Here is a 24,649-nt window from a genome sequence, read left to right on the forward strand (position 1 = left end):
TCGTTATGCGTCCGGTATCACCTGACTGAGCTGCTCACAGGCGGCCGGGTAATCACAGCGCTCATCGATATCCTGTTGCAGAAACTTCGCCATATACGGGAACAGCTGAATAGCCTCATCCAGCATCGGATCACTGCCCGCCGCGTAAGCACCGACATTGATCAGGTCGCGGTTGCGCTGGTAAGCCGAGGTCAGTTGTTTAAAGCGCTGAATTTTCCGGTAATGACTTTTCTCAATCAGCTCGGTCATGGCACGGCTGATGGAGGCTTCAATATCGATAGCAGGGTAGTGTCCGGATTCAGCCAACGATCGTGAAAGCACGATATGGCCGTCAAGAATGGCCCGCGCGGAGTCAGCAATCGGATCCTGCTGGTCATCCCCTTCGGTCAGAACAGTGTAAAACGCCGTCACCGAACCGCCGTTTTTGCCGTTACCTGCCCGTTCGACCAGTGCCGGTAATTTTGCGAACACGGACGGAGGATAGCCTTTTGTGGCAGGCGGTTCTCCGATGGCGAGCGCAATTTCACGCTGTGCCATACTGTAACGGGTCAGTGAATCCATAATTAACAGCACGTTGCGACCCAGATCACGATAATATTCCGCGATCCGCGTGGCATAAGACGCACCCTGCATCCGCAGCAGCGGGGAAACGTCCGCCGGGGCGGCCACCACCACGGCGCGCTTTAATCCGTCCGCGCCGAGGATATTTTCAATAAAATCTTTGACTTCACGACCGCGCTCACCAATCAGACCGACCACAATAATGTCTGCCTGTGTGAAACGCGCCATCATGCCGAGAAGCACACTTTTCCCGACACCGGAACCGGCAAACAGCCCCATCCGCTGACCGCGCCCGACGGTCAGCAGGGCGTTGATAGCGCGGACACCGACATCCAGCACATCCTTAATCGGTGAACGTTCCAGCGGGTTAATCGGCGGCGTGGTAAGCGGAGCGCGGATTTTGGCATCCAGCGGCCCTTTGCCGTCCAGCGGGTTGCCGGAGGCATCCAGAATACGGCCAAGAAGCTCATCACCCAGCGGCAGCTGACGGCTGGTCTGCCCGCCGCTTCCGGTGGATTGTGCATAGACACGTGCACCCGGCGCGATACCGTCCAGTTCAGCCAGCGGCATCAGCAGCATACGCGGTCCGTTAAAACCGACGACTTCGCAGATGACTTCTTCGGTATTTCCGTTGATCACACGCTCGATAAAGCAGGTGGCACCGAGCGGCATTTTAATGCCCTCGGCTTCCATCACCAGCCCGGTAATCTTGGTCAGACGCCCGTAATGGCGGGTCATCGCCACACCGGACATCCGTGATTCAAAGCCTTCCAGCGCGCCTATCCAGCGGCCAATCCGCGCGGTCATGATAATGTCTCCGGCGCGTATAACCGGCACAGCTCCTGCCAGCGGGTGGCAACACTCATATCAATTTCACCGTCATCCGCCACCACACGGCATCCGCCCGCATGCAGTTGCGGATCAGGTACCAGACGCCAGCCGTTCAGACTGAGCTGGGTGCCGAGATGCTGCTCCAGCATCTCAATATGTACCGGGTTGACCCGCAGTTCCGGCTGACCGGCAAACAGCGGTTTCTGCTGAAGCAGGCGGCTGATCTCTTCCAGCAGCGCCGTGCCGTCACAGACCGCAGGCTGTCCGAGCACCTGGCGGGCGGCGGTCAGGGCAATCTGTAACAGTTTTGGGGTCACCACGCTGTCAAAGCTGTCGAGTGAGTAACTGAACTCAGATAACAGTTTCTGCCAGGCTTCAGTAACCGGCTGCTGCTCTGCCAGTACCTGCTGACGCCCCTGTTCCGCTCCTTCCTGCAAACCCCGGGCAAACCCGGCATCATAACCGGCTTTTTCTCCCTGCTCATGACCGGACTGAAAACCGCTGCGCTGCGCCTCTTCTTTCAGGTTATCCAGCAGGTTGATCTGCTCGAGCACTTCTTTCGGCTCGAGGCAGGGAACTTTGGGCTTTTCCGGCTCCGGCTCATCGGACAGGGCAGGGAGTACAGAGGAATTGAGATCCCACTGGTTCAGCTCCCGCGGCTGCCAGCGTTTCCACGGCAGACCGGCGTTTTCCTTATCAGACATAGACATCGTCACCACCACCAATCACAATTTCGCCGGTTTCCATCAGACGGCGGACAATCAGCAGAATGGATTTCTGTTCATTCTCAACCTGTGACATCCGTACCGGAGAACGGGACTCCAGATCATCACGCACAATTTCAGCCGCACGGGTCGACATATTGCGCAGGAAGTGGTCACGCAGCTCTTCGTTGCAGCCTTTCAGTGCAATGACCAGCGAGTCGTTGGAGACATCCTGGAGGATGCGCTGGATACTGCGGTTGTCCACTTCGATAAGATTTTCGAACAGGAACATTTCGTCGATAATACGCTGTGCCAGTTCGCCGTCGTAATCGCGCATTGCACCGATAACACCTTCTTCCTGCTGACTCTTCATCAGGTTGATGATCTCGGCTGCGGTTCTCACGCCACCCATTTTGCTGCGTTTGAGATTCTGGCCGTCCAGCAGGTTGTTGAGAACTTCGGTCAGTTCTGCCAGTGCTGCCGGCTGCACACCACCAAAGGTGGCGATACGCAGCATGATGTCGTTGCGCTGGCGTTCGTCGAACAGCTCCAGTACGTCGGCGGCCAGGTTGCGTTTTAAATGCACCAGGATGGTGGCGATAATCTGCGGATGCTCGTCGCGGATAATATCGGCCACCGTCTGCGGTTCCATGTAGTTGAGGCTTTCGATCCCGGACGCACTTTCGTGTTTCTCGAAGATATCTTCCAGCAGACTGGCGGCGCGGTCTTCACCCAGCGCTTTGACCAGCACGGAACGCAGATAGTCATTGGTATTGATGTTCAGCGCCGCGTACTGAATCGCCGCTTCCTCAAATTCCGTCAGGACTTCCGCCAGTTCGGCGTTGGAAACCTGGCGCATATTGGAAACCGCCATACTCAGTTGCTGGACTTCTTTATTGTTCAGGTGTTTAAAGACCTCGGCGGCCTGATCTTCACCGAGCGTCATCAGCATGACGGCGCTCTTTTCTGTTCCGCTTAAATTCATTGTGCTTTTCCTAACCACTGACTGATAACCATTGCCACAACCTGCGGATCTTTATCCGCCATCTCACGGATACGCTGGCTCTGAATTTCGGCACTGACACGCTGACGGGTCAGGCGGCGGCGGGTTTTCTCGTCCATGTCGTCACTGATAACATCATCAGCCACGAGCGGGGTTTTCATCTGAGTCGCCTTAAACATACGGGCTTCCGCTTCCGCCTGCTGTGCTTTGCGGTAGCGCTGCCACTGCGGTCTGATACCTTTGCGCCACAGCAGCCAGCCCACCAGTAACAGCAGCAGAATCTTGCCGTACTCCAGTGCCTGCGCAATGATGACCGGGCTTGTGAAGACAGACGGCTCTTCGGTCAGCGGACCTTCATCGGTAAAGCGGGAGTTGGTGATGCTCAGACTGTCACCGCGGCCGGAGGAATAGCCCATTGCTTCACGGGTCAGTGATTCAATCTCTTTGAGCATCTCCGGCGGCAGTGGCTGCATTTCCTCACTGCCGTCTTCTTTCTTCTGCGGCAGCCAGTTAATAATCACCGCAACAGAGAGACGGTCAACCACACCGATCTGGCGCTGGGTGTGACTGATTTTGCGATCCACTTCGTAGTTTGTGGTTTCATCACTCTGCGAATTAATGTTGCTGTTACGGTTATTATCGGCAGGGGATGCATTTTTGTTATCTTTTGTATCCGCTTTTGCTGTTTCAACAGGGGCGGAAGGGGCACTGACCGGCTGATTGGATAATGCACCCGGTACGCCGCCCGGGCCGCCGTTGCTGTTCTGCTGACTCTGGCTGCTCTGACGTGAGCGGACAGCGGCGGAATCCGGCTGCTGGTTTGGTTTGTATTCTTCAGCGGTTTGCTCAACTTTGGAGTAATCCACCTGAGCGGTGACCTGTGCCTGTACGTTGGCGCGGCCGACCAGCGGGGCGAGCAAATCTTCAATACGCTGTTTGAGGCGGGCTTCAGTTTCCTGCGTCATACGCATCTGCGACGTGCTGACAGACTGCTGGCTGTTATCATTGTTTGTCAGCAGGCGTCCGGCCTGGTCAACAATAATAACGTTGGATGATGTTAATCCGGACACACTGCCGGAGACCATATGCACAATTGCACTGATCTGGCCTTCATCCAGTGCGCGGCCCGGCAGTAATCCGACGGTGACGGACGCTGTCGGTGATTTTTGCTCACGGACAAACAGGGTCGGCTTCGGAATAGCCAGATGCACCCGCGCGGTCTGTACCGGGCTGAGTGATTCAATCGTGCGTGACAGTTCCCCCTCAAGGGCGCGCTGGTAGTTCACCTGCTCACTGAACTGACTGATACCGAACTGTTCTTTATCCAGCAGTTCAAAACCGGTATTACCGCCTTTCGGCAGACCGGCCTGCGCCAGTTTCAGGCGCAGTTCATGCACTTTATCGGCAGGAACCAGAATGGCACTGCCATTATCCGCGAGCTGGTAAGGCATATTCATCTGTGTCAGCTGACCGACGATATCGCCGCCGTCTTTGGCACTCAGGTTGCTGAGCAGAACGCGGTAATCCGGGCTGCGCATCCAGAGGAACAATGCAACAATAATGGCGATTGCGGCAGCGCCGGCGACCATCAGCGGAACCTTCGGATCAGCCTTAATGCGGTCAATAATCAGGGCTAATCCCTTTTTGGTATCTCCGGTGTCTTGTGGTGCGGCACTCATAAACATTCCCTGCCTTGCAGATTTGACGGGTGAAAATAGTTTTGGCGAAACAACGTAATTTCCCTCTTTGTAACGTCACTTTTTTACGCTGCTATTATTCCCTGCAAATCACAAATCTAATGACAGAATCAGCCCGTGATTTTGGTGTTATTTACGGGCTTCAAGTTAAAAAGGGTGTGTTAGGGTATGCAGGCAATAGAATGTGACAGATGTCTTTTTCAGCCGGAAATGATTTCCGCTGTACGCATTCATCCCTGTTAACGGAAGAAAAAACATGACAATTCAGGCAATTGAGGGAGTCATCTCCCAATTGAATGTAACAGCAGCACAGGCAGCAAGCCAGACGAAACCGGTCGTTGATGCACCGGGGTTCGGTGATCATCTGATCTCAGCGGTTAATGAGATCAATACCACCCGTGTGAATTCAGCGAAAAAGGTGGAAGATTTCACGTTGGGTAAAGCGGATATCTCCCTTAACGATGTTATGGTGGATATGCAGAAAGCAAGCCTGAGCCTGCAAATGGGTATTCAGGTACGTAATAAACTGGTGGCCGCTTACCAGGAAATTATGTCAATGCCGGTGTGATGGCGTTAACATATTGATATGAAAGATTAAATATATTTTTTGTGTCTGTGGTTGTCTTGGCGGAGAAGCCGATATCTTCCCGCGACGGGGCACACAGCTTACTGCTTCTTCCTGAAACGCTGAAGTGGCCGCAAGTTATCTGAATAAATTCCCCTTACATCGCCGCCGGGATAACAGCTATGGCGGTGATAATTACGAGTGCTGAATACTCAACCCGGTGCGGAACGTGTTTATTCCGCCCGGCCCGAGGTGTGACAATACGCACCGCGCACAGTGCGACAAGGTTTGGTTTTCATGTTGTTTACCTGCTGATATCCCGGGGGCGGGATAGGGTGGTATAGTAATTGGAACAAAACTAATTAAGGATGATAATTGTGATTACCATGTTTGCCATGTTTTATACTTTTAGTTCCCCGCTCATTGCAGGAATTCTGCCGGTACTGTTTGCATTCGCTGTTGCTGCATAATGTGTATTACGGATTTTTACCAATCGCTTTATTAATTGCCGCGTCAGCCTGGTCATGATGATCTGACTGAAGGAAAGCGCCGGTTGGTAAGCAGGAAGAGGGTGTGACAAAACATCAGTATCCGCAATGTTTCGGTTCTTTCTTACTACAAACAGAGTACGTATCGCTTAGTATCATGGCGTTAAAACTAAACGGTGGTACCTATGAAAAAGTTATTGATAGTATCAGTTGCAGCCATGCTTGCCTTTGGCGCCTATGCTGAAGAAGGAAAAGGATATTCATCAGAGCAACTGCATAAAATGATTGAATCCGGAAAATATCCGGCTGTTACTGAATACAAAGAAACAGGCGGTGGTGATGTTGCGGATATAAAATCATGTAAGGACAGGATACTGAGCCGTGCTGCTAATTTTTCAGAATATCCAATCACCGTTGAGCGGGATATTGAAAATGAAGTTTACGAATCAACAGTATGGATGAACTTAAAGGCGCAAAAAGTTATTTGTGAGATTAAAGATGGCAAGGCTAAAGGGACACAGTTTGATGCATCCTATAAGTAAGCCGGGAAAACACCGGTAAGAGTAAATCAGCCCCGGAAGGGGCTTATTTTTTGCCGGATTAAGCCACAAATATCCCGCCGCTATCGTGATTAATTTCAGTGCCGGCAACAGAGTGTCACAAGGCCCCGGCAGTCACACGCAGTAACCTTTTCCCTGCCACCCTGTAGTGATATCACAAAAACTCCCCTGACTTATTTAATTTCACTGCCGGTATGTTTAAATAGATGAATCTGAAACATATATTGGTGAAAAAATGAAAAAAATACTTCCCGTTCTTATCTCTGTTTCATTACTGGCAGGGTGTAAAGTCGATGTTGAAACAAAGGTAAATACGGACGATCTGGTGTCGCATGAGCATAAACTGGTCACCGGTAATATCAATGTGGAAGTACCGGCCTGTAATGATTTCGAAGATTCACGGAAAGAATCAAAAAGTCTGATCAGAATTAAAGAAAAAATGCCTGCGGTATTCTCCGGTGCGGAATACAAAGAGTGTTATAAAGAGCGGTTTAATTCCTATGCCAGTTTTACCGTTCCTGTCGGGGTCGGGTTTATCGCGGAAGATATGAAAGCGGTGAATGCTGAGATTTACATTTTATCAAATGACGAACTCTATGCCGGTATTATGATTACCCCGGAAGCGATTAAGCGTCTGAAATCCGCTAAAGAATCCACCCCCGGCGATCTTAAGCTGCAAATGACACTGGTGCTGGAAAAAGGTCAGTTACCGATCCCGAATATTGCGGCGATGAGTGTGTTTATGACCGGTACGGAAGCGAATAATAAACCGCTGATTGCGGGCCGTGTCGGTATTGAAGCTAAAGAGGTCCGCTTTAGGTTATCTGACGTTTCTAATGCGTTAATCGAAAGCGGTAATATCGCACCGGTACTCTATAAAGCCGAAATGCTGGAGAAATTAGTGGCGAATATGAAAAAAGACTAACCGCTGCGGTCAACCGGCAGAAACAATAAGCCCGGCGGGGCTTATTGTTTTATCAGTCCGGTGTCGTAGCGTTCTTTTCCGGTAATATGTGAATGAGTCATGGTGGTATCCGATGTCAGCCGGAGAATCGTCGCTGACAGCGATTTATGATACGGGTGATCGTACAGTGATTCTTTATCTGAATACGCATATGATTTGAAATGCAGCTCATCACCAACCCAGTGCACCTGATTATACAGATGATTCCAGTTCTGATTACTGTCAAGTTTCAGAATAAAATTACCCTTGTTGTCTTTTGCGATTTCAATCTGAACAACATGATTATACAGCCACTTTCCTTCAAAACGGCGGAGTTCCGGGTGCGGCGGGATCACCGGTGCAGGTATAAAATCGTCAGGCTGATAGGCGGTTTTCGGCGGCGGATTAACCTCACCGGTATAAAGACTGCAAAGAGGCGCCACTTCAGAGACTTTCAGATACAGCAATGACACACTGAAATCATCATTAATTTTCTGTTCCAGCTTCATGGTTTTTTGCGTAATACCGGTAATTTTCAGACTGACCATAGCAGTGCCGGAAGTCAGCACAATCGTATTATTTTTTTTATCCACGGCGTAGGATGCTGTTTCAGGGGGTTCTTTCATATCCGGTTTGGCACAATTAAAGGAATACAGGGAAGATGTACCGTCTGCATTATACTGTACAACATTGGCTATTCCGTTTTTAAGCGGCACCATAGCCCAAATTCCTTCAATATCCTGATTTTCTGCTGAATAAGCAGTCAGTGAGAATAAAAGAAGTGAAGCAGATAATAATTTTTTCACCATTACATCCTGTCATAAAAATAGTAATATCCGGCGCCGGATAACCAGTCAGCCGGAATAAATGTTAAATAACGGCTACGCAATTTCACCAATAACAGTACTGTCCGGGATAACGTAATTTAAGTATCACTGCATAACAGCAAAAAATAAACAGGACTGCCGGATTACAGAGATATCCTATATTGCTTCCTGATACCGGATGCATAATTATAACGCAACAATATGAAAGGTTGTATTACTCGTTTTTCAGGAGAATTCAATGCGTAAAATTTTGTCTGTATCTGCTGTCGCGTTAGTTTCCGCATTATTATCAGGCCAGGCGTTTGCTGCAAAAACAGATACCTATAATTGTGAAGGGCAAAAAATTAAAGTTTCTTTCCCTGATCCCAAAACGGCAGTGATGGTATACAGCGATGAAATTATTGTTCTGAAAGAGGCTGTGGCTGCCAGCGGTGCCCGCTATGTCGGGGAGACTTTCCAGCTTTGGGCAAACGGAAAAAATGAACTGAACCTGGCCACTATCTCAGAAGATGATACAGTGAACGGGCGTATTGCCGAAGATAAAGGCCGTACCTGTAAATTAGTGAAATAACAAAGCGCATTTTTGTTATCGCAGATAAATAAAGAGAGCGGGTCACTTCAGAGCCCGCTCTTTTTGATCGTCTTATTTATGATTTTTTCGGTAATAAGTCCATTCTTCAACCCGCTCACCGCCCGGTAAATTACAGTAACCGGTCCAGCCCGATTCTGCTTTTACGATTTCTGTTTTACCGCCGGATTGCTGACAATACACAGATGCCGGGTTTGCCATGCCAATATTTGTACCTTTTGCCGGAACCGGATCTTTATTCAGTACAGAGATTAACTGATAACGGATATTGGGTGCGTCCGCAGGCGGATTCGGCACATTGGTGGTTTTGACGGACACACGGTACTGATATCCCGGTTCATAAGTAAAACCGTCAATGTTCTGATAGAAGAATTCCCAGTCTGCGTCCGGTGATTCTTTCACTTTCATGCATTTCATCGGCGCGACACCAACACAGTCTGCCAGTTCAGCATCAATATAGAGCGTTTTGGTATTATCTGTTGCTGTCTCTGTCAGGGTATTCTGACTGCATCCTGCCATTAATAAGAAGAGAGGGGCAATAACATAGGCTGATTTCATCAGTTGTCCTTAATGTGTGTTAAAATAGTGTACTTTCACTTTATTTTCGACAGTGTAAAAACAGGATTAGTTCCGTATAGCTGGTTTTTTTATCCATATAAAGAGTGTGAATGAAAGTATATAAGTCATTGATAAAAATTATAATGATGCTGGCCGGTTTTTATTTCAGAACCGCGCTGTATACGGTAACCGGAATTATGCTGGCAAAATGGATAAATAACGATCAGCGGGTACCACCTGTTTCCGCTGAATATTGGAATACGCTTTATCTGGCAGGTACATTCTTTCTGGTTGTGTTGTCGCTGATATTCCCGGCTGATCTTATCCGTTTTTACCGTAATATGCTGCGGGAGCCGGTAATTGCCGCACTACGGCATCAGCGTTATCCGGCAATCGCGGCGCTGGCAGGCGGGGGGAGTATTTTTCTGCTGATTATCAATTATTGGTATCCGTTCTTCGTATAAACACAGAATATTACAGGGTATAACCTGTAACCGGATTACAATTCAGGCATCTTTGTACAAATTCAGCCGGTTTCACTCAGGTCATTGAGAAGTAAAGAGAGAGGATCTACACTATCAGCTGTACGTATTTCTCCTGAAGATGGTCTTTACAGGTGAGGCTATATGACAGCAATTGATATTTTCTGGGTCGGTATCGGCGGCGGCAGCGGATCATTACTGCGCTGGTGGGTCGGCAAACTGACCGGTGAGCGTTATCACGGTCACTTCCCGCTGGGCACCTTTATTATTAATGTCTCCGGTGCTTTTATTATCGGTTTTTTAAGCACATTATTCGTCATTGACTGGCATGACCGCTTTGGTTCATTCCTGCATGCGGCTGTTCTGACCGGTATTCTCGGTGGTTATACCACATTCAGCAGTATGCAGCTGGATGCGGCAAAACTGGTGAATTCAAAACAGCGGATGCTGGCTTTCGTGTATTTATTGCTCTCGGTTGTGGCGGGTCTTGCAGCCGCTGCACTGGGTGTCTGGCTGGCGGCATGAGGACAGCAATATGAATATGGTCATTCTTATTTTTATTGGCGGCGCATTCGGCGCAATCTGCCGCGAATTACTGATGCTCGGTGTACCGTCCCTGAGTGATGGTTTTCCGGCGGATATCCTGGCGGCTAATATTATTGCATCATTCCTGCTGGGAATAACGGCGGCATTATTACAGCGTAACCGGATTAATCAGTATGTGAATGCGCTGGTGGCAACCGGTATTATGGGCGGATTATCCACGTTCAGCAGTTTTGTGTACGGAACATTCGAAATAATGTCATCTCCGGCGCTGCTGGGTACCGGAATAACCTATCTGCTGGTCAGTATGATCGGTGGTTTTGCTGCGGTAATGGCGGGGTTATTTTTGGGGAACTGTGTGAAGCCCGGAGTGAAAAATACCGCCGGATAGTAAAAAGTTCCTGCCGGACAGGGAACGACTGTCCGGCAGGAACAGATCAGGCTTTTTTTTCATTATTTTAAGACATTGCGCTGATCAAAAAAACTTATTCCACTGGTTTAACATGAATAGCATAATCCGGGTCACTGAATTGCCCGTAACTTTTATTAATCACCCGTTGTTGGTCAAGCTGTTTTATTTCTTTACTCAGAAAGTTGAGGTGATCCTGCAAATAGATTTTTGTTACCCGTTCATTTTCAATAATAGCCTGCAGTATTTCTACCAGCTCGCCGGTAACCGGTTGTTCTTTTTCCAGTTCATGAGATAACTGTGTCAGGTGTTCAACCGCGCAAACATAATCAGTTTCACGGGAAATTAAATCATCCCACTCACTGTTTTTAGCCAGGGTAACGAGTTCTTCACTCAGTGTCAGTACATGTTGGTATATATCGTGTAAATTGATGGTTGTTTGAATACTCACCTGATTATCTTTCATCCACATTTGCCCCGATTTGTTGCCATGTTGCCGCGAGATCGGAGAGCAGTTGATAGACCTCTTTTACGTAGGCCACGTTATTTTCGATATTTGCGTTGAGTAACCGCATAATCATATAGTCATACAGAGAGGCCAGATTATGAGCCAGCTCACCGCCGGCGTCATAATCCAGAACCTGTTTCAGACCATTATCAATAATATTAATGGCCTTTGATAACTCATTACCCTTGGCGGCAATATCATTTTGCTCCATAAAGATTTCGCTGCGGCGAAGGGCGCTGAGCGCCCCGTTAAACAAAATCCGGATCAACTGATAAGGCGAGGCATTGGTAATTTCACTTTCAAGATTAACCTGTTGATAAGCCTGATTTGCCTTGCGCTGATACATTATTTTTAACCTAACATTCTGCCGAGTGCTTGTGTGGTGCCACTCAGGGAGTTCATCATTTTGTCCAGATTCTGGAACTGACGGCGATACAGATCCATGGTGTTTTCAATCTGCTTGGTGGTTTGTTCAATACGTTTATCGATACCTTTTTTCTTCTTCTCCAGACCGTCGGTTGCGTTATGAATCGTACCTTCGCGGCTGTCTAATGTCTTTTTCAGATAATTGAAGTTTTCGGTGGCAAAACCGGTTTCTTTTCCGTCACCGGCAAAGAACTCTTTTACACTGGAGCCATTTTCTTTCAGTGCCTTATCCAGAACTTTGTCATCAATTTCCAGGGTACCATCTGATTTTTGTTTGATACCCATTTTGTTCATGGTATTAGGATCGCCATTACCATTTGGTGTTCTGATTTGTGCACGGATGGTGTTCTGAATACCGCGTATGGTTGAATCACCAATTAACGGGCCGTTTGTTTTATCAGCAGCCTGGCCTTTTTCTGTCTGGGTATATTTGGTCAGATCTTTACAGAGTTTCTGATATTCATTATAAGCATCCACCCATTCTTTAATTTTCTTTTTTGCCGGTTCGCTGTCAGCAGTAACAGATAAATGTTCGGCTTCTCCGTTTTCACTTTTTTTCTTCAGGGTCAGTGTTAAACCCGGAAATTTATCTTTAATTGTGTTGGTTTGCTCTTCAAAATCAAAACCATTAATGGAAAATTTTGAATTTTGCGGCGGGACCTTCTCGACCATTGCACTTTGAGTGGTGTCTAATTTACCGTTACTATCATATTTAACACACAGGACATTGTTTAATTTGTCGTCTCCCTGTACGCTGACTGAAATCCGGCTTTCAGTACCTTCGGTTTTTGATGACATCGACAGTACATACTTGCCATCCGCGGTTTTAATGACTGCTGCTGTTACCCCTTTGTCCGCTTTATTAATTGCATCGGCGATTTCAATTAATGAAGTACGATCCTGGGATAGTTTTATAGTAAAGGTTTTTTTCGGATCACTTCCGTCACCCTGGGTAATGGTGATGGTGCGTTCAGAACTTCCGTCGCCCAGCGGTGTTTTATTACTGTCCTGACCCTTTGTGGCAATAGTCTGGGATTTGGCTAACTGATCCACTTTTACATCATAGACACCAGGTACCGCTTTACCGTCAGTAGTTACATCAAAGCTTTTATATTCACCGCTGACTTTGGTTGTACTGATATCGTCGTATTTCTTCAGACCCTCTGCAGCCGATTTTAATTTTTCCAGTGCTGCCTGTAATTTTCCGAATGCACTAATCTGAGCATCGCATGCTGTTTTCTGGGCGGTTAATGGTTCCAGACGGCGCATTTCTGCTTTCTCCAGCATATCCAGCTGTGAATTGAGATCCATCCCCGCGCCGATTCCTAACGTTGCTATGCCTGCCATGTACTTCTCCTGAATTTAATTGGTTTTACATAGTTATCGGTTGGCAGCGGAAGAATTTTAGCGTTAACGACAAAAAATGATGGGTGGAGTTACGCAGAGAAAGGGCGGTTATTGTCACCATTAAGGTTAAGAAGCAAAAAGAGACAGCATAATGACAAACAGCCCTTAAATGTTCAAAAATGATTTTTTGAATCAAAATGCTTTATTTTGATAATATTGCGGCCTTTTGTATGTCAATAAGGCGAATTATTTACCGTTAACAGTGTTACCTCATTGCGGCAGCAGAAAAATAATTCACATTATTTTATACAAAAAAAGGAAATATCATTATGGCACAAGTTATTAATACCAATGTTCTGTCACTGGTTACCCAGAATAATTTAAATCGCTCACAGGGTGCGTTAGGCACAGCGATTGAACGCCTCTCTTCCGGCTCCCGTATCAACAGCGCAAAAGATGATGCCGCCGGTCAGGCGATCGCCAACCGTTTTACCGCCAATGTCAAAGGTCTGACCCAGGCTTCCCGTAATGCCAGCGACGGTATTTCCCTGGCGCAGGTCACCGAAGGCGCGGTCAATGAAATCAATGATAATATTCAGCGTATCCGTGAGCTGACCGTACAGGCACAAAACGGCACCAACTCTGAAAGCGATATTAACTCGATTAAAGAAGAAGTTGATCAGCGCATGAAAGAGATTGACCGAATTTCTGAACAGACACAGTTTAACGGCATTAAAGTGCTGTCAGGCGATAATAAAATGACATTCCAGGTCGGCACCAATGACGGCGAAACGATTGATATTGATCTGAAGAAAGTGGATCGTGAAGCGCTGGGTCTGGATAAACTGGATATCTCAGCGTCTAAATTCGGAGCTACGCTGTCAGCAAGCGATTTCGTCTCAGACATTATAGGTGATGGTAATGATGCTGATGCACTAAAAGCTGCTGAGGATGGAATAAAAGAAATTAAATTAGGCTCAAAAGATGTTACAGATGTGAAAATTTCTTACCAGACGAATGCGGATGGTTCGGTTGATAAGAAAAATGTCTATATCCGGGGTCAGGTCGATGGTAAAGATGTCATACTAAAAGCAGGTGTGACTGCAACAGCGGCTGATTCTGGTGCATCACAAGCAGCAAAGCTGGAATTTACCGGTGTAGCTGAATTAAGCGCTGCTGACCAAAAAGTACTCGATGATAAAGGTCCGCTAAGTACACTGGACAAAGCATTATCGAAAGTGGATACACAGCGCAGCCAGCTGGGTGCGTTCCAGAACCGTATGCAGTCCACCATTAACAACCTGAACAACTCCGTGAATAACCTGAGTTCAGCGCGCAGCCGTATCCAGGATGCAGACTTTGCTGTCGAAGTGTCTAATATGAGCCGCGGCAATATTCTGCAGCAGGCAGGTACAGCGGTACTGGCGCAGGCAAATGCCATTCCTAACAATGTGATGAGTCTGCTGCGCGGCTGATAATATCCGTTTATAAATTAATAAATTCCTCTGTTTTATGATTTGGCCGGAACCCCGTGTTCCGGTTTTTTCGTGCTTGGTATTTATCGTAATAAAACGCCGGATATCAATAAGATGGCGTCTTTTTGTCTGTAAATAAAGTGAATTATTTCCCGTTAACAGTATTACCTCACTGCAGCAGCAGAAAAATAATTCACATTATTTTAAACAAAAAAAGGAAATATCATTATGGCACAAGTTATTAATACTAATGTTCTGTCACTGGTTACCCAGAATAATTTAAACCGCTCACAGGGCGCGTTAGGCACAGCGATTGAACGCCTCTCTTCCGGCTCCCGTATCAATAGCGCAAAAGATGATGCGGCAGGCCAGGCGATTGCCAACCGTTTTACCGCCAATGTCAAAGGTCTGACCCAGGCTTCCCGTAATGCCAGCGACGGTATTTCCCTGGCGCAGGTTACCGAAGGCGCGGTCAATGAAATCAATGATAATATCCAGCGTATCCGTGAGCTGACGGTACAGGCACAAAACGGCACCAACTCGGAAAGCGATATTAACTCGATTAAAGAAGAAGTTGATCAGCGCATGAAAGAGATTGACCGTATTTCTGAACAGACACAGTTTAACGGCATTAAAGTGCTGTCAGGCGATAATAAAATGACATTCCAGGTCGGCACCAATGACGGCGAAACGATTGATATTGATCTGAAGAAAGTGGATCGTGAAGCGCTGGGTCTGGATGGGCTGGATATCGCGGCAGTCTCTAAGAATTATGTATGGGATGGTGGTACGATTGATCTCAATAATTTTAAGGACAGCACCAATGCACCGGCAGCAAAAGCCACGGTGGAAGCACCTGCCGGGATGCAGTGGAAAGGGACGGCTCCCGCTGCTGGTGATATACACGCAGTGAAAGATGAGAATGGTCAGGTTGTTCAGGGTAAATATTATGTTGTCGGTAAAGTTGATGATGGCTCAGCTAACGGTAAAGACGTCAAACTGGAAGTGACACTGGATAAAACTGAAAAAGTGGGAAGTGACGTCACTGCACAGTTTAAAGCAACCAATAAAGAGGTAGAAGTCCTTGCCAATGGTACCAAAGCACCGAAAGCTCCGCTGGACACACTGGATAAAGCACTGTCAAAAATCGACAGTCAGCGCAGCCAGCTGGGTGCGTTCCAGAACCGTATGCAGTCCACTATTAACAACCTGAACAACTCCGTGAATAACCTGAGTTCAGCCCGCAGCCGTATCCAGGATGCAGATTTCGCGACCGAGGTATCCAATATGAGCCGCGGCAATATTCTGCAGCAGGCCGGTACAGCGGTACTGGCGCAGGCAAATGCCATCCCTAACAATGTGATGAGCCTGCTGCGCGGCTGATAATATCCGTTTATAAATTAATAAATTCCTCTGTTTTATGATTTGGCCGGAGCCCCGTGTTCCGGTTTTTTTGTGCTTGGTATTTATCGGGATAAAACGCCGTATATCAATAAGATGGCGTCTTTTTGTCTGTAAATAAAGTGAATTATTTCCCGTTAACAGTATTACCTCACTGCAGCAGCAGAAAAATAATTCACATTATTTTAAACAAAAAAAGGAAATATCATTATGGCACAAGTTATTAATACTAATGTTCTGTCACTGGTTACCCAGAATAATTTAAACCGCTCACAGGGTGCGTTAGGCACGGCGATTGAGCGCCTCTCTTCCGGCTCCCGTATCAACAGCGCAAAAGATGATGCGGCAGGTCAGGCGATTGCCAACCGTTTTACCGCTAATGTCAAAGGTCTGACCCAGGCGTCCCGTAATGCCAGCGACGGTATTTCTCTGGCGCAGGTAACAGAGGGCGCAGTTAATGAGATTAATGACAATATCCAGCGTATTCGTGAACTGACCGTACAGGCACAAAACGGCACCAACTCGGAAAGCGATATCAGCTCTATTAAAGAAGAAGTTGATCAGCGTATGAAAGAGATTGACCGAATTTCTGAACAGACACAGTTTAACGGCATTAAAGTGCTGTCCGGCGATAATAAAATGACATTCCAGGTCGGCACCAATGACGGCGAAACGATTGATATTGATCTGAAGAAAGTGGATCGTGAAGCGCTGGGTCTGGATAAACTGGATATTTCAGCGTCTAGATTCGGGCCAACGCTGTCAGCAAGAGATTTTGTGGCTGACCTGCAAGGAGCCGGTACTGAAAAGGATGCACAAAAGGTTGCAGAAGACGCCCTGAAGGGTATTCAGTTTGGTGGTAAAGCTGTCGAAGGGGCGAAAGTGTCTTACCAGGTGGCCGCTGATGGTACGGTGGACAAAACCAAAGTCTATATTCAGGGTAAAGTTGACGGTAAAGATGTCACGTTAAAAGCGGAGGTCTCTGTAAAGAAAGCAACGGCAACAGATGCCGCAGAACTGAAAATTGAAAATATTGCAGCATTAGATGCCGCTGACCAGAAAGTGCTTGATGACAGAAGCCCGCTGGGAACTTTAGATAAAGCATTATCGAAAGTGGATACACAGCGCAGCCAGCTGGGTGCGTTCCAGAACCGTATGCAGTCCACCATTAACAACCTGAACAACTCCGTGAATAACCTGAGTTCTGCCCGCAGCCGTATCCAGGATGCAGATTTCGCGACCGAGGTATCCAATATGAGCCGCGGCAATATTCTGCAGCAGGCAGGTACAGCGGTACTGGCGCAGGCAAATGCCATCCCTAACAATGTGATGAGCCTGCTGCGTGGCTGATAATATAACTTTATAAATCAATAAATTCCTCTGTTTTATGATGTTGCCGGAACCTCTGTTCCGGCTTTTTTTATGTCTGAGAAAATGATTTTGGCGACGATTTTATAAAATTATTTACTAAAAAACCTAAAGTGGCCTCTCAGGGTGCCGATAGTGTTATTGCTGGCGAAAATCAGAAAGCCAAACAGATAAACGCTGTTTATTATTTTCAATAACAAGGACATATATCATGGCACAGGTTATCAATACTAACATTCTGTCTCTGACTACTCAGAACAACTTAAACCGTTCACAGGGCGTACTGGGTACAGCCATCGAACGTCTGTCTTCAGGTTCACGTATCAACAGTGCAAAAGACGATGCTGCAGGCCAGGCAATCGCTAACCGTTTCACCGCTAACGTACGTGGTCTTACTCAGGCAGCGCGTAATGCCAATGACGGTATCTCTATCGCACAGACCGCTGAAGGTGCTGTTAACGAAATCAACGATAACTTACAGCGTATCCGTGAACTGACTGTTCAGGCGAAAACCGGTTCTAACTCAGAGTCTGATACCAAGTCTATCCAGGACGAAGTTAAAATGCGTATGGATGAGATCAACCGTATCTCTGAACAAACTCAGTTTAACGGTGTGAAAGTTCTGAGCCAAAATACCAAAATGACTATTCAGGTTGGTGCTAATGATGGTGAGAAAATTGATATCGAACTGCAGAAAATTGACCGTGGTACATTAGGTCTGGACAAGTTTGATCTGACCGTTAAAGAATTCGGTAGTTCAGCAAGCGCTGTTACTGTAAAAAATACTGCTAATGCTGATGTTGTGCAACAACTGGATACCAGTGCATTAGATGCAAAAGTTAAGGCCGGCGACTTTGCTTCTTATGAAGTTCTGCAGGCAGTAGATGCTGATGGTAAAGTTGATGCCAGCAAGCTGGTCATTAAAACTACAGATAAAGATGGTACAGTTAAACATCTGGAAGCTAGTGTTACAAAGGGTCAGTCAGGCAGTACACCTGATGCGACCGTAAATGATAAAGCAACAATTGATGTAACTGCAACTGCAGCTACCGGCCGCACAATGGATGACTCTAACAAAAATCCATTAACAGCACTGGATGACGCACTGAAAACTGTTGACTCATTCCGTTCTTCACTGGGTGCTATCCAGAACCGTATGCAGTCTACCATTAACAACCTGAACAACTCTGTTAACAACCTGAGCGCAGCACGCAGCCGTATCCAGGATGCTGACTTCGCAACAGAAGTGTCTAACATGAGCCGTGGTCAGATCCTGCAGCAGGCGGGTACCGCTGTTCTGGCACAGGCAAACCAGGTTCCACAGGGTGTTCTGAGTCTGTTACGTTAATTTACGTAGTTGCTTTAAGGTATTTAAAAGGTCAGAATATTCTGACCTTTTTTTATAGATGTTACCCATAACAGAACAAATAATATTCTAACTATTTGTTTTTTTATTCTATTAATGAACGCCTATTTTTCTTTTTGTCATATAAAATAACCGGAATTTTGCAAAATATATGATAAAAATGAAAGAGAGTATTGCTATTTGTTAATGAGGTGATTTAGGATAAGGCAAATAAGGCGTGATTTACCTCACTACTCACCGGATTGAAATCTTTTTCGGGCACGATAATAAAAGCCTTTCATGAATCTCGAAGGGTGTTTCAGGTTGTGAGTGATTTGTATACCGCCGAAGGTGTTATCAACAAAAATAGCCTGTGGGAGCGTTATTATCCCCTTATCCGGCACGAAGCCCTGAAATTGCAGGTAAGATTACCGGCAAGCGTTGATATTGACGACTTAATTCAGGCCGGGGGTATCGGCTTGCTGCATGCGGTTGAACGTTTTGACGCCATGCAGGGGGCGACCTTTGCAACCTATGCGGTACAACGGGTCCGCGGGGCAATGCTGGATGAATTGCGGGGGAGAGACTGGGCTCCCCGCAGTGTGCGCCGTCAGGCGCGGGAAATAACCAAAGCCGTGCGTGCGCTCGAGCAGTCTCTGGGGCGCGCAGCCACTGAGCAGGAAATCGCTGATTCGTTACAGATGGATATCGCGGAATACCGTCAGGTGTTGACCGATACCAACAACAGCCAGCTGTTTTCTTACGATGAGTGGCATGAAATCCACGGTGAGAGCTGCGAACCCGTCCGTGATGATGATGACGGGGGCAACCCGCTCGGTTTGTTGGTAGACGAGAGTTTGCGTCACCAGGTGGTTGAGGCGATAAAACAACTGCCTGAACGTGAAAAACTGGTTCTGACTCTTTACTATCAGGAAGAGCTGAACCTTAAGGAGATAGGCGCAGTGCTGGAAGTGGGGGAATCCCGCGTCAGCCAGTTACACAGCCAGGCAATCAAAAGGCTGCGGGCGCGCTTAAAATCCATGAAGTAACTTTGACTTTATCTTTGATTTATTTTATTAGACTAGACTACACAAGGCGCCAGAATATGTCTGTTTCAAAACAAAAGAAACGGCCCGTAAGCCGTTACATTAAAGATTTCAAACACAGTCAGACTCACTGCAGTCATTGCCACAAAACCCTCGATCGCATCTCTCTGGTTTTCAACGGTCAGCTGATCAATAAAGAAGCTATTTCTGAAATGACAGATATGATCGATGACACCACCTGGATGGGCTTACAGGACAAATTTGTGGCACTCTGCCGTTTTTGCAGCGAGATCTACTGCAACAGTGCAACCGATTATTTCGATATCATGGCATTCAAACAGTATCTGTTTGAAGAAACGGAAATGAGCCACAGCACCGTGCGTGAATATGTTGTCCGTCTGCGCCGTCTCGATGAGCTGCTGTCCTCCAAAGCTTTCCCGGCGACCACGGAATTTTCCACTGAAATTATCCAGGCACAGCTGAGTGAAGATTTATCGGACTCAGCACTGAGCAACTACAATATTGCACTGCGCAAGTACGAACAGTATCTTGACTGGCAGGGCAAGCACTGATTTTTCTGTCAGACCACCTTTTATCATTTACTGATAAAACAAAGGGAACTTTCGTTCCCTTTTTCCGTTTTAAGACCCTGTGATTATCAGCCGATAGTCATCAGCCGATAGTCATCAGCCGATAGTCATCAGGCTGGCATTTCCGCCCGCCGCAGCCGTATTCACACTGACAGCACGCTCATGCAGTAACAGCATCAGCGGAATGTTTGTGTCACCGTGACTGAGACCCGCGACCGGCACAATTTCCCCGCTGCGTGCGGCAACAGTATGGTTCAGCGCCTGTAAGTGGTCGCTGTCACCGTGGAAAATCACACCGTTAAAGACCACCGTCTCCGCTGACCAGTCTTCCGTCAGGGTGATTTGCGCACGGACACTGTCCGGCAGTGCATTATACAGTGAACGGGTGTGTTCCGCCGCAGGCCAGAGCTGACGACAACCTGATGCCAGCGTGGCACCCAGTTGCAGCAGGGCATCCTGTTCTGAATCATTCAGGCCGAGAATGGTTCCGCGCGGCAGCAGATAGTAACTGTTGCGCTCCCCGGTCGGTCCCGGCAGCAGACGGCAGGTTCCGGCCTGTGATAATTCACCGTAACGGCTGACCGCGGTCAGCACATCGTGGCGGCGCTGCGCCTCCAGCCAGGCAAGGAATGCATTAAACGGCGCCAGCAACTGAGTCCGCACTGTCACATCCGGCGGATTGCGATCATCCTGCTCTGCCAGAAGCGTCACCACTGAATCATCAGGCTGTTCCGCCAGCAGACGATGGAGATAAAGCGGTCCGCCGGCTTTCGGACCGGTGCCGGAAAGCCCTTCGCCGCCGAATGGCTGAACCCCGACCACTGCGCCGACAATGTTGCGGTTAACATAAATATTACCGGCTTCAACCTGTTGCGTCAGTTGTGCAATGGTTTCGTCGATACGGGTGTGGATACCGAATGTCAGCCCGTAACCGGCGGCGTTAATTTTCTCCGCCAGTTCCGGCAGGGTGTCGCGCGGGTAACGGACCACATGCAGCACCGGGCCGAAAATTTCCCGTGTCAGTTCAGACACATCATCCAGCTCAATCAGTGTCGGCGGGATAAAGGTGCCGTTAAGGAGCTCCGGCGCACCGGCATCCATACCGAAAGCAGACTGATACACCGGTCTGCCTTTGCCGCGCATCTGCTGAATATGCTGACGAATACCGTTATGGGCCTCTTCATCAATCACCGGGCCGATATCGGTAGCCAGCACATCCGGGTTGCCGAGGCGGCATTCTGCCATCGCGCCTTTCAGCATTTCAATGGTGCGATCAGCCACATCCTCCTGAATACAGAGCAGGCGCAGCGCTGAACAGCGTTGTCCCGCACTGTCAAAGGCCGAACTGACCACATCCGTCACCACCTGTTCTGTCAGGGCGGAGGAATCCACTACCATCGCATTCAGACCACCGGTTTCGGCGATCAGCGGAATGACCCGGCCTTCGCTGCTCAGACGGGCGGCGAGATTGCGCTGTAAAATTTTTGCGACCGCGGTGGAGCCGGTAAACATCACACCCTGAACACGCGGATCACACACCAGCTGGTTACCGACGGTTTCGCCGTCTCCCGGCAGCAGTTGCAGGACATCGTGCGGTACACCGGCGTCATGCAGCAGTGAAACGGCGACGGATGCCACCAGCGGGGTTTGTTCCGCCGGTTTTGCCAGTACCGGGTTTCCGGCTGCGAGGGCAGCGGCAACCTGGCCGGTGAATATCGCCAGCGGGAAGTTCCACGGGCTGATACAGACGACCGGTCCCAGCGGACGATGTGTATCACCGGCAAAATGCGTTTTCACCTGTGCGGCATAATAATTCAGGAAATCAACGGCTTCACGGACTTCGGCAATAGCATTGGCAAAGGTTTTACCGGCCTCACGCACCAGGAGCCCGAGCAACGGCTGTAACTGTGCTTCCATCAGTTGTGCGGCACGGATAAGGATCTCTGCCCGATCCTGCGGCGGTGTGGCAAACCAGATCTCTGCGGCATCAGATGCGGTGGCAAGTGCATGATTCACTTCATCTTCCGCCGCCGGACGAACCTGCCCGACGATATCGTGATGATCTGCCGGGTTTCTCACCGGTTGTGTGTCTGCCGGTGCGGCGGATGTGAATGTCCCGCCGATCAGCGGTTCACTGAGCAGGTTATCACCGGCGTGACTGAGCAGGGCGCTCGACAGTGACGCCAGGCGGTGTTCATTACTCAGATCTAAACCTGCGGCATTGACCCGTGAGCTGCCGTACAGATTACGCGGCAGCGGAATTTTCGGATGCGGCAGACCGACCGCGCCTTCTTTGGCTGCCATCGCCTGAACAGCGGTAACCGGGTCTTCCACCAGCATTTCCAGCGGAATAGTGCCGTCGGCGATCCGGTTTACAAAGGAGGTATTTGCGCCGTTTTCCAGCAGGCGGCGTACCAGATAGGCCAGCAGTGTTTCATGGGTGCCGACAGGCGCATACACACGGCACGGCCGGTTCAGTTTACCGTCCGCCACTTTGCCGACCACCTGCTCGTACAGCGGTTCGCCCATGCCGTGCAGGCACTGAAATTCATACTGGCCGGGATAATAGTTATTGCCCGCCAGCTGATAAATGGCCGATAACGTGTGGGCGTTGTGGGTGGCAAACTGCGGATAAATCAGATTCGGTACTGACAACAGCTTACGGGCACAGGCGAGGTAGGAGATATCCGTATAAACTTTGCGTGTATAAACCGGATAGCCTTCCAGCCCGTCCACCTGGGCGCGTTTGACTTCGCTGTCCCAGTAAGCGCCTTTTACCAGCCTGATCATCAGGCGGCGGTGGCTGCGCGACGCCAGATCTATCAGGTAATCCACCACCACCGGGCAGCGTTTCTGGTAGGCCTGGATCACAAAACCGATACCGTTCCAGCCTGCAAGCTGCGGGTCAAAACAGAGTTTTTCCAGTAAATCGAGGGAGATTTCCAGGCGGTCGGCTTCTTCCGCATCAATATTAATGCCGATGTCGTACTGACGAGCCATCACCACCAGGTCACGCAGGATCGGATAAAGTTCAGACATGACACGATCATATTGCGCACGGCTGTAGCGCGGATGCAGGGCGGACAGTTTGATGGAAATTCCCGGCCCTTCATAAATACCGCGTCCGGCGGAAGCTTTGCCGATGGCGTGAATCGCCTGCTGATAAGAAACCAGATAAGCCTGCGCATCGGCCTCTGTCAGTGCTGCTTCCCCCAGCATATCGTAGGAATAACGGAAACCTTTGGCTTCATTTTTGCGGGCATTTGCCAGTGCGCGGGCGATGGTTTCACCGGTGACAAACTGTTCACCCATCAGTCGCATCGCCATATCCACACCTTTACGCACCAGCGGCTCACCACTTTTGCCCAGGATGCGGTTCAGTGAGCGGCTCAGTCCTGCTTCATTATGGGTGGAAACCAGTTTACCGGTGAACAGCAGGCCCCATGTGGCCGCATTGACAAACATGGATTTGCTCTGGCCGAGGTGGGAATTCCAGTCACCGTGGCTGATTTTATCGCGGATCAGCACATCGCGGGTGGCTTTATCCGGAATACGCAGCAGCGCTTCCGCCAGACACATCAGTGCGATCCCCTCCTGAGAGGAGAGGGAAAATTCCTGAAGCAGCCCCTGGACCAGCCCGGCACGTCCGCTGCTGTTTTTCTGATTACGCAGTTTTTCTGCCAGCCCGTAAGCCAGCTTGTGGGTTGCCTGCGCAGCCTCCGGGGAGAGTTGAGCCTGCGGCAGCAACATGGCCACAGCTTCCGGTTCCGGAATACGGTAGGCGGATGTGATAGCCGCACGGGTAACAGATTGCGGCAGAATGTCACCGGCAAATGCCAGAAACGGCTGGCGGCTGACCGGCGGCTCAGCCGGCGCGGTTTCATCTTCCGGTGCGGAAGAAACACCGGCAGCGGGCAGTGTGCCGTCCGGCAAAGAATCGAGCTGAGTCAGATAATCAAAAATAGCCTGTCTGATCAGCCAGTGTGGCGTGCGATCGATTTTTTGTGCCGCAGCTTTGATCCGCTCACGGGTTTCCTCATCCAGTCTGACGCCCATTGTGGTACTCACCATGTTCACTCCTCATAAACGGCAACAGGTCATGCGTTGCACATTAATATCTATGAGGTTGCAACTTTGTGCAACATTGTTAAATAACGAGATGCATAAAGTGTGAATAATGTCGCTGTTTTATACTGATCGGAGAAAATGATTAATTAATAAACCGTACTGGTTAAAATAAAACCATTATATAACAATAGTATATTACCGATTTTAAGGCGTATAATAATCAGAACAAGTGATTAACTGCATCACTTTCCGATAATACATCCCGTGATAAAAATCACAAATTTTCACTTTAATATCGTTAATTAATTGTTGTTT

Annotated in this window: 23 protein-coding genes; 13 read left to right on the forward strand and 10 right to left on the reverse strand. The window is 48.6% G+C overall.

Annotated features, from left to right (window positions below; genetic code table 11):
* Positions 1-3: 3 nt before the first annotated feature.
* The 4 genes from fliI to fliF are packed head-to-tail and all read right to left on the reverse strand — an operon-like array spanning position 4 to position 4,778.
* Positions 4-1,368: a flagellar protein export ATPase FliI gene (gene fliI / locus JC793_RS07700; protein WP_046892411.1), complete on the reverse strand. Its 1,365-nt coding sequence runs from the start codon at positions 1,366-1,368 to the stop codon at positions 4-6.
* Positions 1,365-2,096, reverse strand: a complete 732-nt coding sequence (gene fliH / locus JC793_RS07705; RefSeq protein ID WP_218428065.1) for a flagellar assembly protein FliH — start codon at positions 2,094-2,096, stop codon at positions 1,365-1,367. Before fliH ends, fliI begins: the two co-directional genes overlap by 4 nt.
* Entirely contained in the window at positions 2,089-3,081 is a 993-nt protein-coding gene (gene fliG / locus JC793_RS07710) for a flagellar motor switch protein FliG (protein WP_052927391.1), read from the reverse strand. The genes fliH and fliG overlap by 8 nt, the downstream gene beginning before the upstream one ends.
* On the reverse strand, positions 3,078-4,778 hold the full coding sequence (gene fliF / locus JC793_RS07715) for a flagellar basal-body MS-ring/collar protein FliF (RefSeq protein ID WP_218428067.1): 1,701 nt from the start codon (positions 4,776-4,778) through the stop codon (positions 3,078-3,080). Before fliF ends, fliG begins: the two co-directional genes overlap by 4 nt.
* A gap of 274 nt (positions 4,779-5,052) precedes the next feature.
* Here fliF and fliE point away from each other — a divergent pair, with 274 nt between their 5' ends.
* From fliE to JC793_RS07730, 3 genes are all read left to right on the forward strand, one after another.
* Positions 5,053-5,364 carry a flagellar hook-basal body complex protein FliE gene (gene fliE / locus JC793_RS07720; RefSeq protein WP_218428069.1) on the forward strand — a complete coding sequence of 104 codons (312 nt, stop codon included), beginning with the start codon at positions 5,053-5,055 and terminating at the stop codon, positions 5,362-5,364.
* A 670-nt stretch (positions 5,365-6,034) separates the two neighbouring features.
* Complete coding sequence (locus JC793_RS07725; protein ID WP_218428071.1) at positions 6,035-6,391, forward strand: hypothetical protein; 357 nt, start codon at positions 6,035-6,037, stop codon at positions 6,389-6,391.
* Between the two features lie 253 nt (positions 6,392-6,644).
* A complete protein-coding gene (locus JC793_RS07730; RefSeq protein WP_218428073.1) occupies positions 6,645-7,334 on the forward strand; it encodes a DUF7424 family protein in 690 nt (229 codons plus the stop codon).
* A 41-nt stretch (positions 7,335-7,375) separates the two neighbouring features.
* Here the strand turns inward: JC793_RS07730 and JC793_RS07735 are convergent, their stop codons facing one another.
* A complete protein-coding gene (locus JC793_RS07735) occupies positions 7,376-8,071 on the reverse strand; it encodes a hypothetical protein (RefSeq protein ID WP_218428075.1) in 696 nt (231 codons plus the stop codon).
* A 346-nt stretch (positions 8,072-8,417) separates the two neighbouring features.
* Here JC793_RS07735 and JC793_RS07740 point away from each other — a divergent pair, with 346 nt between their 5' ends.
* Positions 8,418-8,750, forward strand: coding sequence for an MliC family protein (locus JC793_RS07740; RefSeq protein WP_107679389.1), 333 nt, complete (start codon positions 8,418-8,420; stop codon positions 8,748-8,750).
* Between the two features lie 72 nt (positions 8,751-8,822).
* Here the strand turns inward: JC793_RS07740 and JC793_RS07745 are convergent, their stop codons facing one another.
* Positions 8,823-9,326 carry a DUF4377 domain-containing protein gene (locus JC793_RS07745; protein ID WP_218428077.1) on the reverse strand — a complete coding sequence of 168 codons (504 nt, stop codon included), beginning with the start codon at positions 9,324-9,326 and terminating at the stop codon, positions 8,823-8,825.
* Positions 9,327-9,436: 110 nt separating this feature from the next.
* Here JC793_RS07745 and JC793_RS07750 point away from each other — a divergent pair, with 110 nt between their 5' ends.
* From JC793_RS07750 to JC793_RS07760, 3 genes are all read left to right on the forward strand, one after another.
* Positions 9,437-9,790, forward strand: coding sequence for a hypothetical protein (locus tag JC793_RS07750; protein WP_247717342.1), 354 nt, complete (start codon positions 9,437-9,439; stop codon positions 9,788-9,790).
* Between the two features lie 162 nt (positions 9,791-9,952).
* Positions 9,953-10,333, forward strand: coding sequence for a fluoride efflux transporter CrcB (gene crcB, locus JC793_RS07755; RefSeq protein WP_046892402.1), 381 nt, complete (start codon positions 9,953-9,955; stop codon positions 10,331-10,333).
* 10 nt (positions 10,334-10,343) lie between these two features.
* Positions 10,344-10,742 (forward strand): CrcB family protein, encoded by a 399-nt coding sequence (locus JC793_RS07760; protein WP_046892401.1) that lies wholly within the window; start codon positions 10,344-10,346, stop codon positions 10,740-10,742.
* Between the two features lie 94 nt (positions 10,743-10,836).
* On the opposite strand, the gene fliT is transcribed toward JC793_RS07760, so the two are convergent.
* From fliT to fliD, 3 genes are read right to left on the reverse strand one after another with little or no spacing between them, the layout of a single operon-like run.
* Positions 10,837-11,226 (reverse strand): flagellar protein FliT, encoded by a 390-nt coding sequence (gene fliT, locus JC793_RS07765; protein ID WP_218428079.1) that lies wholly within the window; start codon positions 11,224-11,226, stop codon positions 10,837-10,839.
* Positions 11,216-11,614 (reverse strand): flagellar export chaperone FliS, encoded by a 399-nt coding sequence (gene fliS, locus JC793_RS07770; RefSeq protein ID WP_218428081.1) that lies wholly within the window; start codon positions 11,612-11,614, stop codon positions 11,216-11,218. The genes fliT and fliS overlap by 11 nt, the downstream gene beginning before the upstream one ends.
* Positions 11,615-11,619: 5 nt before the next feature.
* Positions 11,620-13,041, reverse strand: coding sequence for a flagellar filament capping protein FliD (gene fliD, locus JC793_RS07775; RefSeq protein ID WP_218428083.1), 1,422 nt, complete (start codon positions 13,039-13,041; stop codon positions 11,620-11,622).
* A 329-nt stretch (positions 13,042-13,370) separates the two neighbouring features.
* Between fliD and JC793_RS07780 the strand changes: the two genes are divergently transcribed.
* The 6 genes from JC793_RS07780 to fliZ all read left to right on the forward strand — a co-directional run bounded on the left by JC793_RS07780 (position 13,371) and on the right by fliZ (position 20,248).
* A complete protein-coding gene (locus JC793_RS07780; protein WP_218428085.1) occupies positions 13,371-14,516 on the forward strand; it encodes a FliC/FljB family flagellin in 1,146 nt (381 codons plus the stop codon).
* A 228-nt stretch (positions 14,517-14,744) separates the two neighbouring features.
* Complete coding sequence (locus JC793_RS07785; protein ID WP_218428087.1) at positions 14,745-15,899, forward strand: FliC/FljB family flagellin; 1,155 nt, start codon at positions 14,745-14,747, stop codon at positions 15,897-15,899.
* A gap of 228 nt (positions 15,900-16,127) precedes the next feature.
* A complete protein-coding gene (locus tag JC793_RS07790; protein ID WP_218428089.1) occupies positions 16,128-17,267 on the forward strand; it encodes a FliC/FljB family flagellin in 1,140 nt (379 codons plus the stop codon).
* Between the two features lie 229 nt (positions 17,268-17,496).
* The gene (locus JC793_RS07795; RefSeq protein WP_218428091.1) at positions 17,497-18,633 is read left to right on the forward strand and encodes a FliC/FljB family flagellin; all 1,137 of its coding nucleotides are present in this window, start codon (positions 17,497-17,499) and stop codon (positions 18,631-18,633) included.
* Between the two features lie 323 nt (positions 18,634-18,956).
* Complete coding sequence (locus JC793_RS07800) at positions 18,957-19,679, forward strand: RNA polymerase sigma factor FliA (protein ID WP_046892681.1); 723 nt, start codon at positions 18,957-18,959, stop codon at positions 19,677-19,679.
* A gap of 56 nt (positions 19,680-19,735) precedes the next feature.
* Entirely contained in the window at positions 19,736-20,248 is a 513-nt protein-coding gene (gene fliZ / locus JC793_RS07805) for a flagella biosynthesis regulatory protein FliZ (protein WP_004236794.1), read from the forward strand.
* 114 nt (positions 20,249-20,362) lie between these two features.
* Here fliZ and putA read toward each other — a convergent pair whose 3' ends face one another.
* The gene (gene putA / locus JC793_RS07810) at positions 20,363-24,337 is read right to left on the reverse strand and encodes a trifunctional transcriptional regulator/proline dehydrogenase/L-glutamate gamma-semialdehyde dehydrogenase (RefSeq protein WP_218428093.1); all 3,975 of its coding nucleotides are present in this window, start codon (positions 24,335-24,337) and stop codon (positions 20,363-20,365) included.
* Positions 24,338-24,649: the final 312 nt, after the last annotated feature.

It is taken from the genome of Morganella morganii (assembly GCF_019242955.1).
Classification (GTDB): domain Bacteria; phylum Pseudomonadota; class Gammaproteobacteria; order Enterobacterales; family Enterobacteriaceae; genus Morganella; species Morganella sibonii.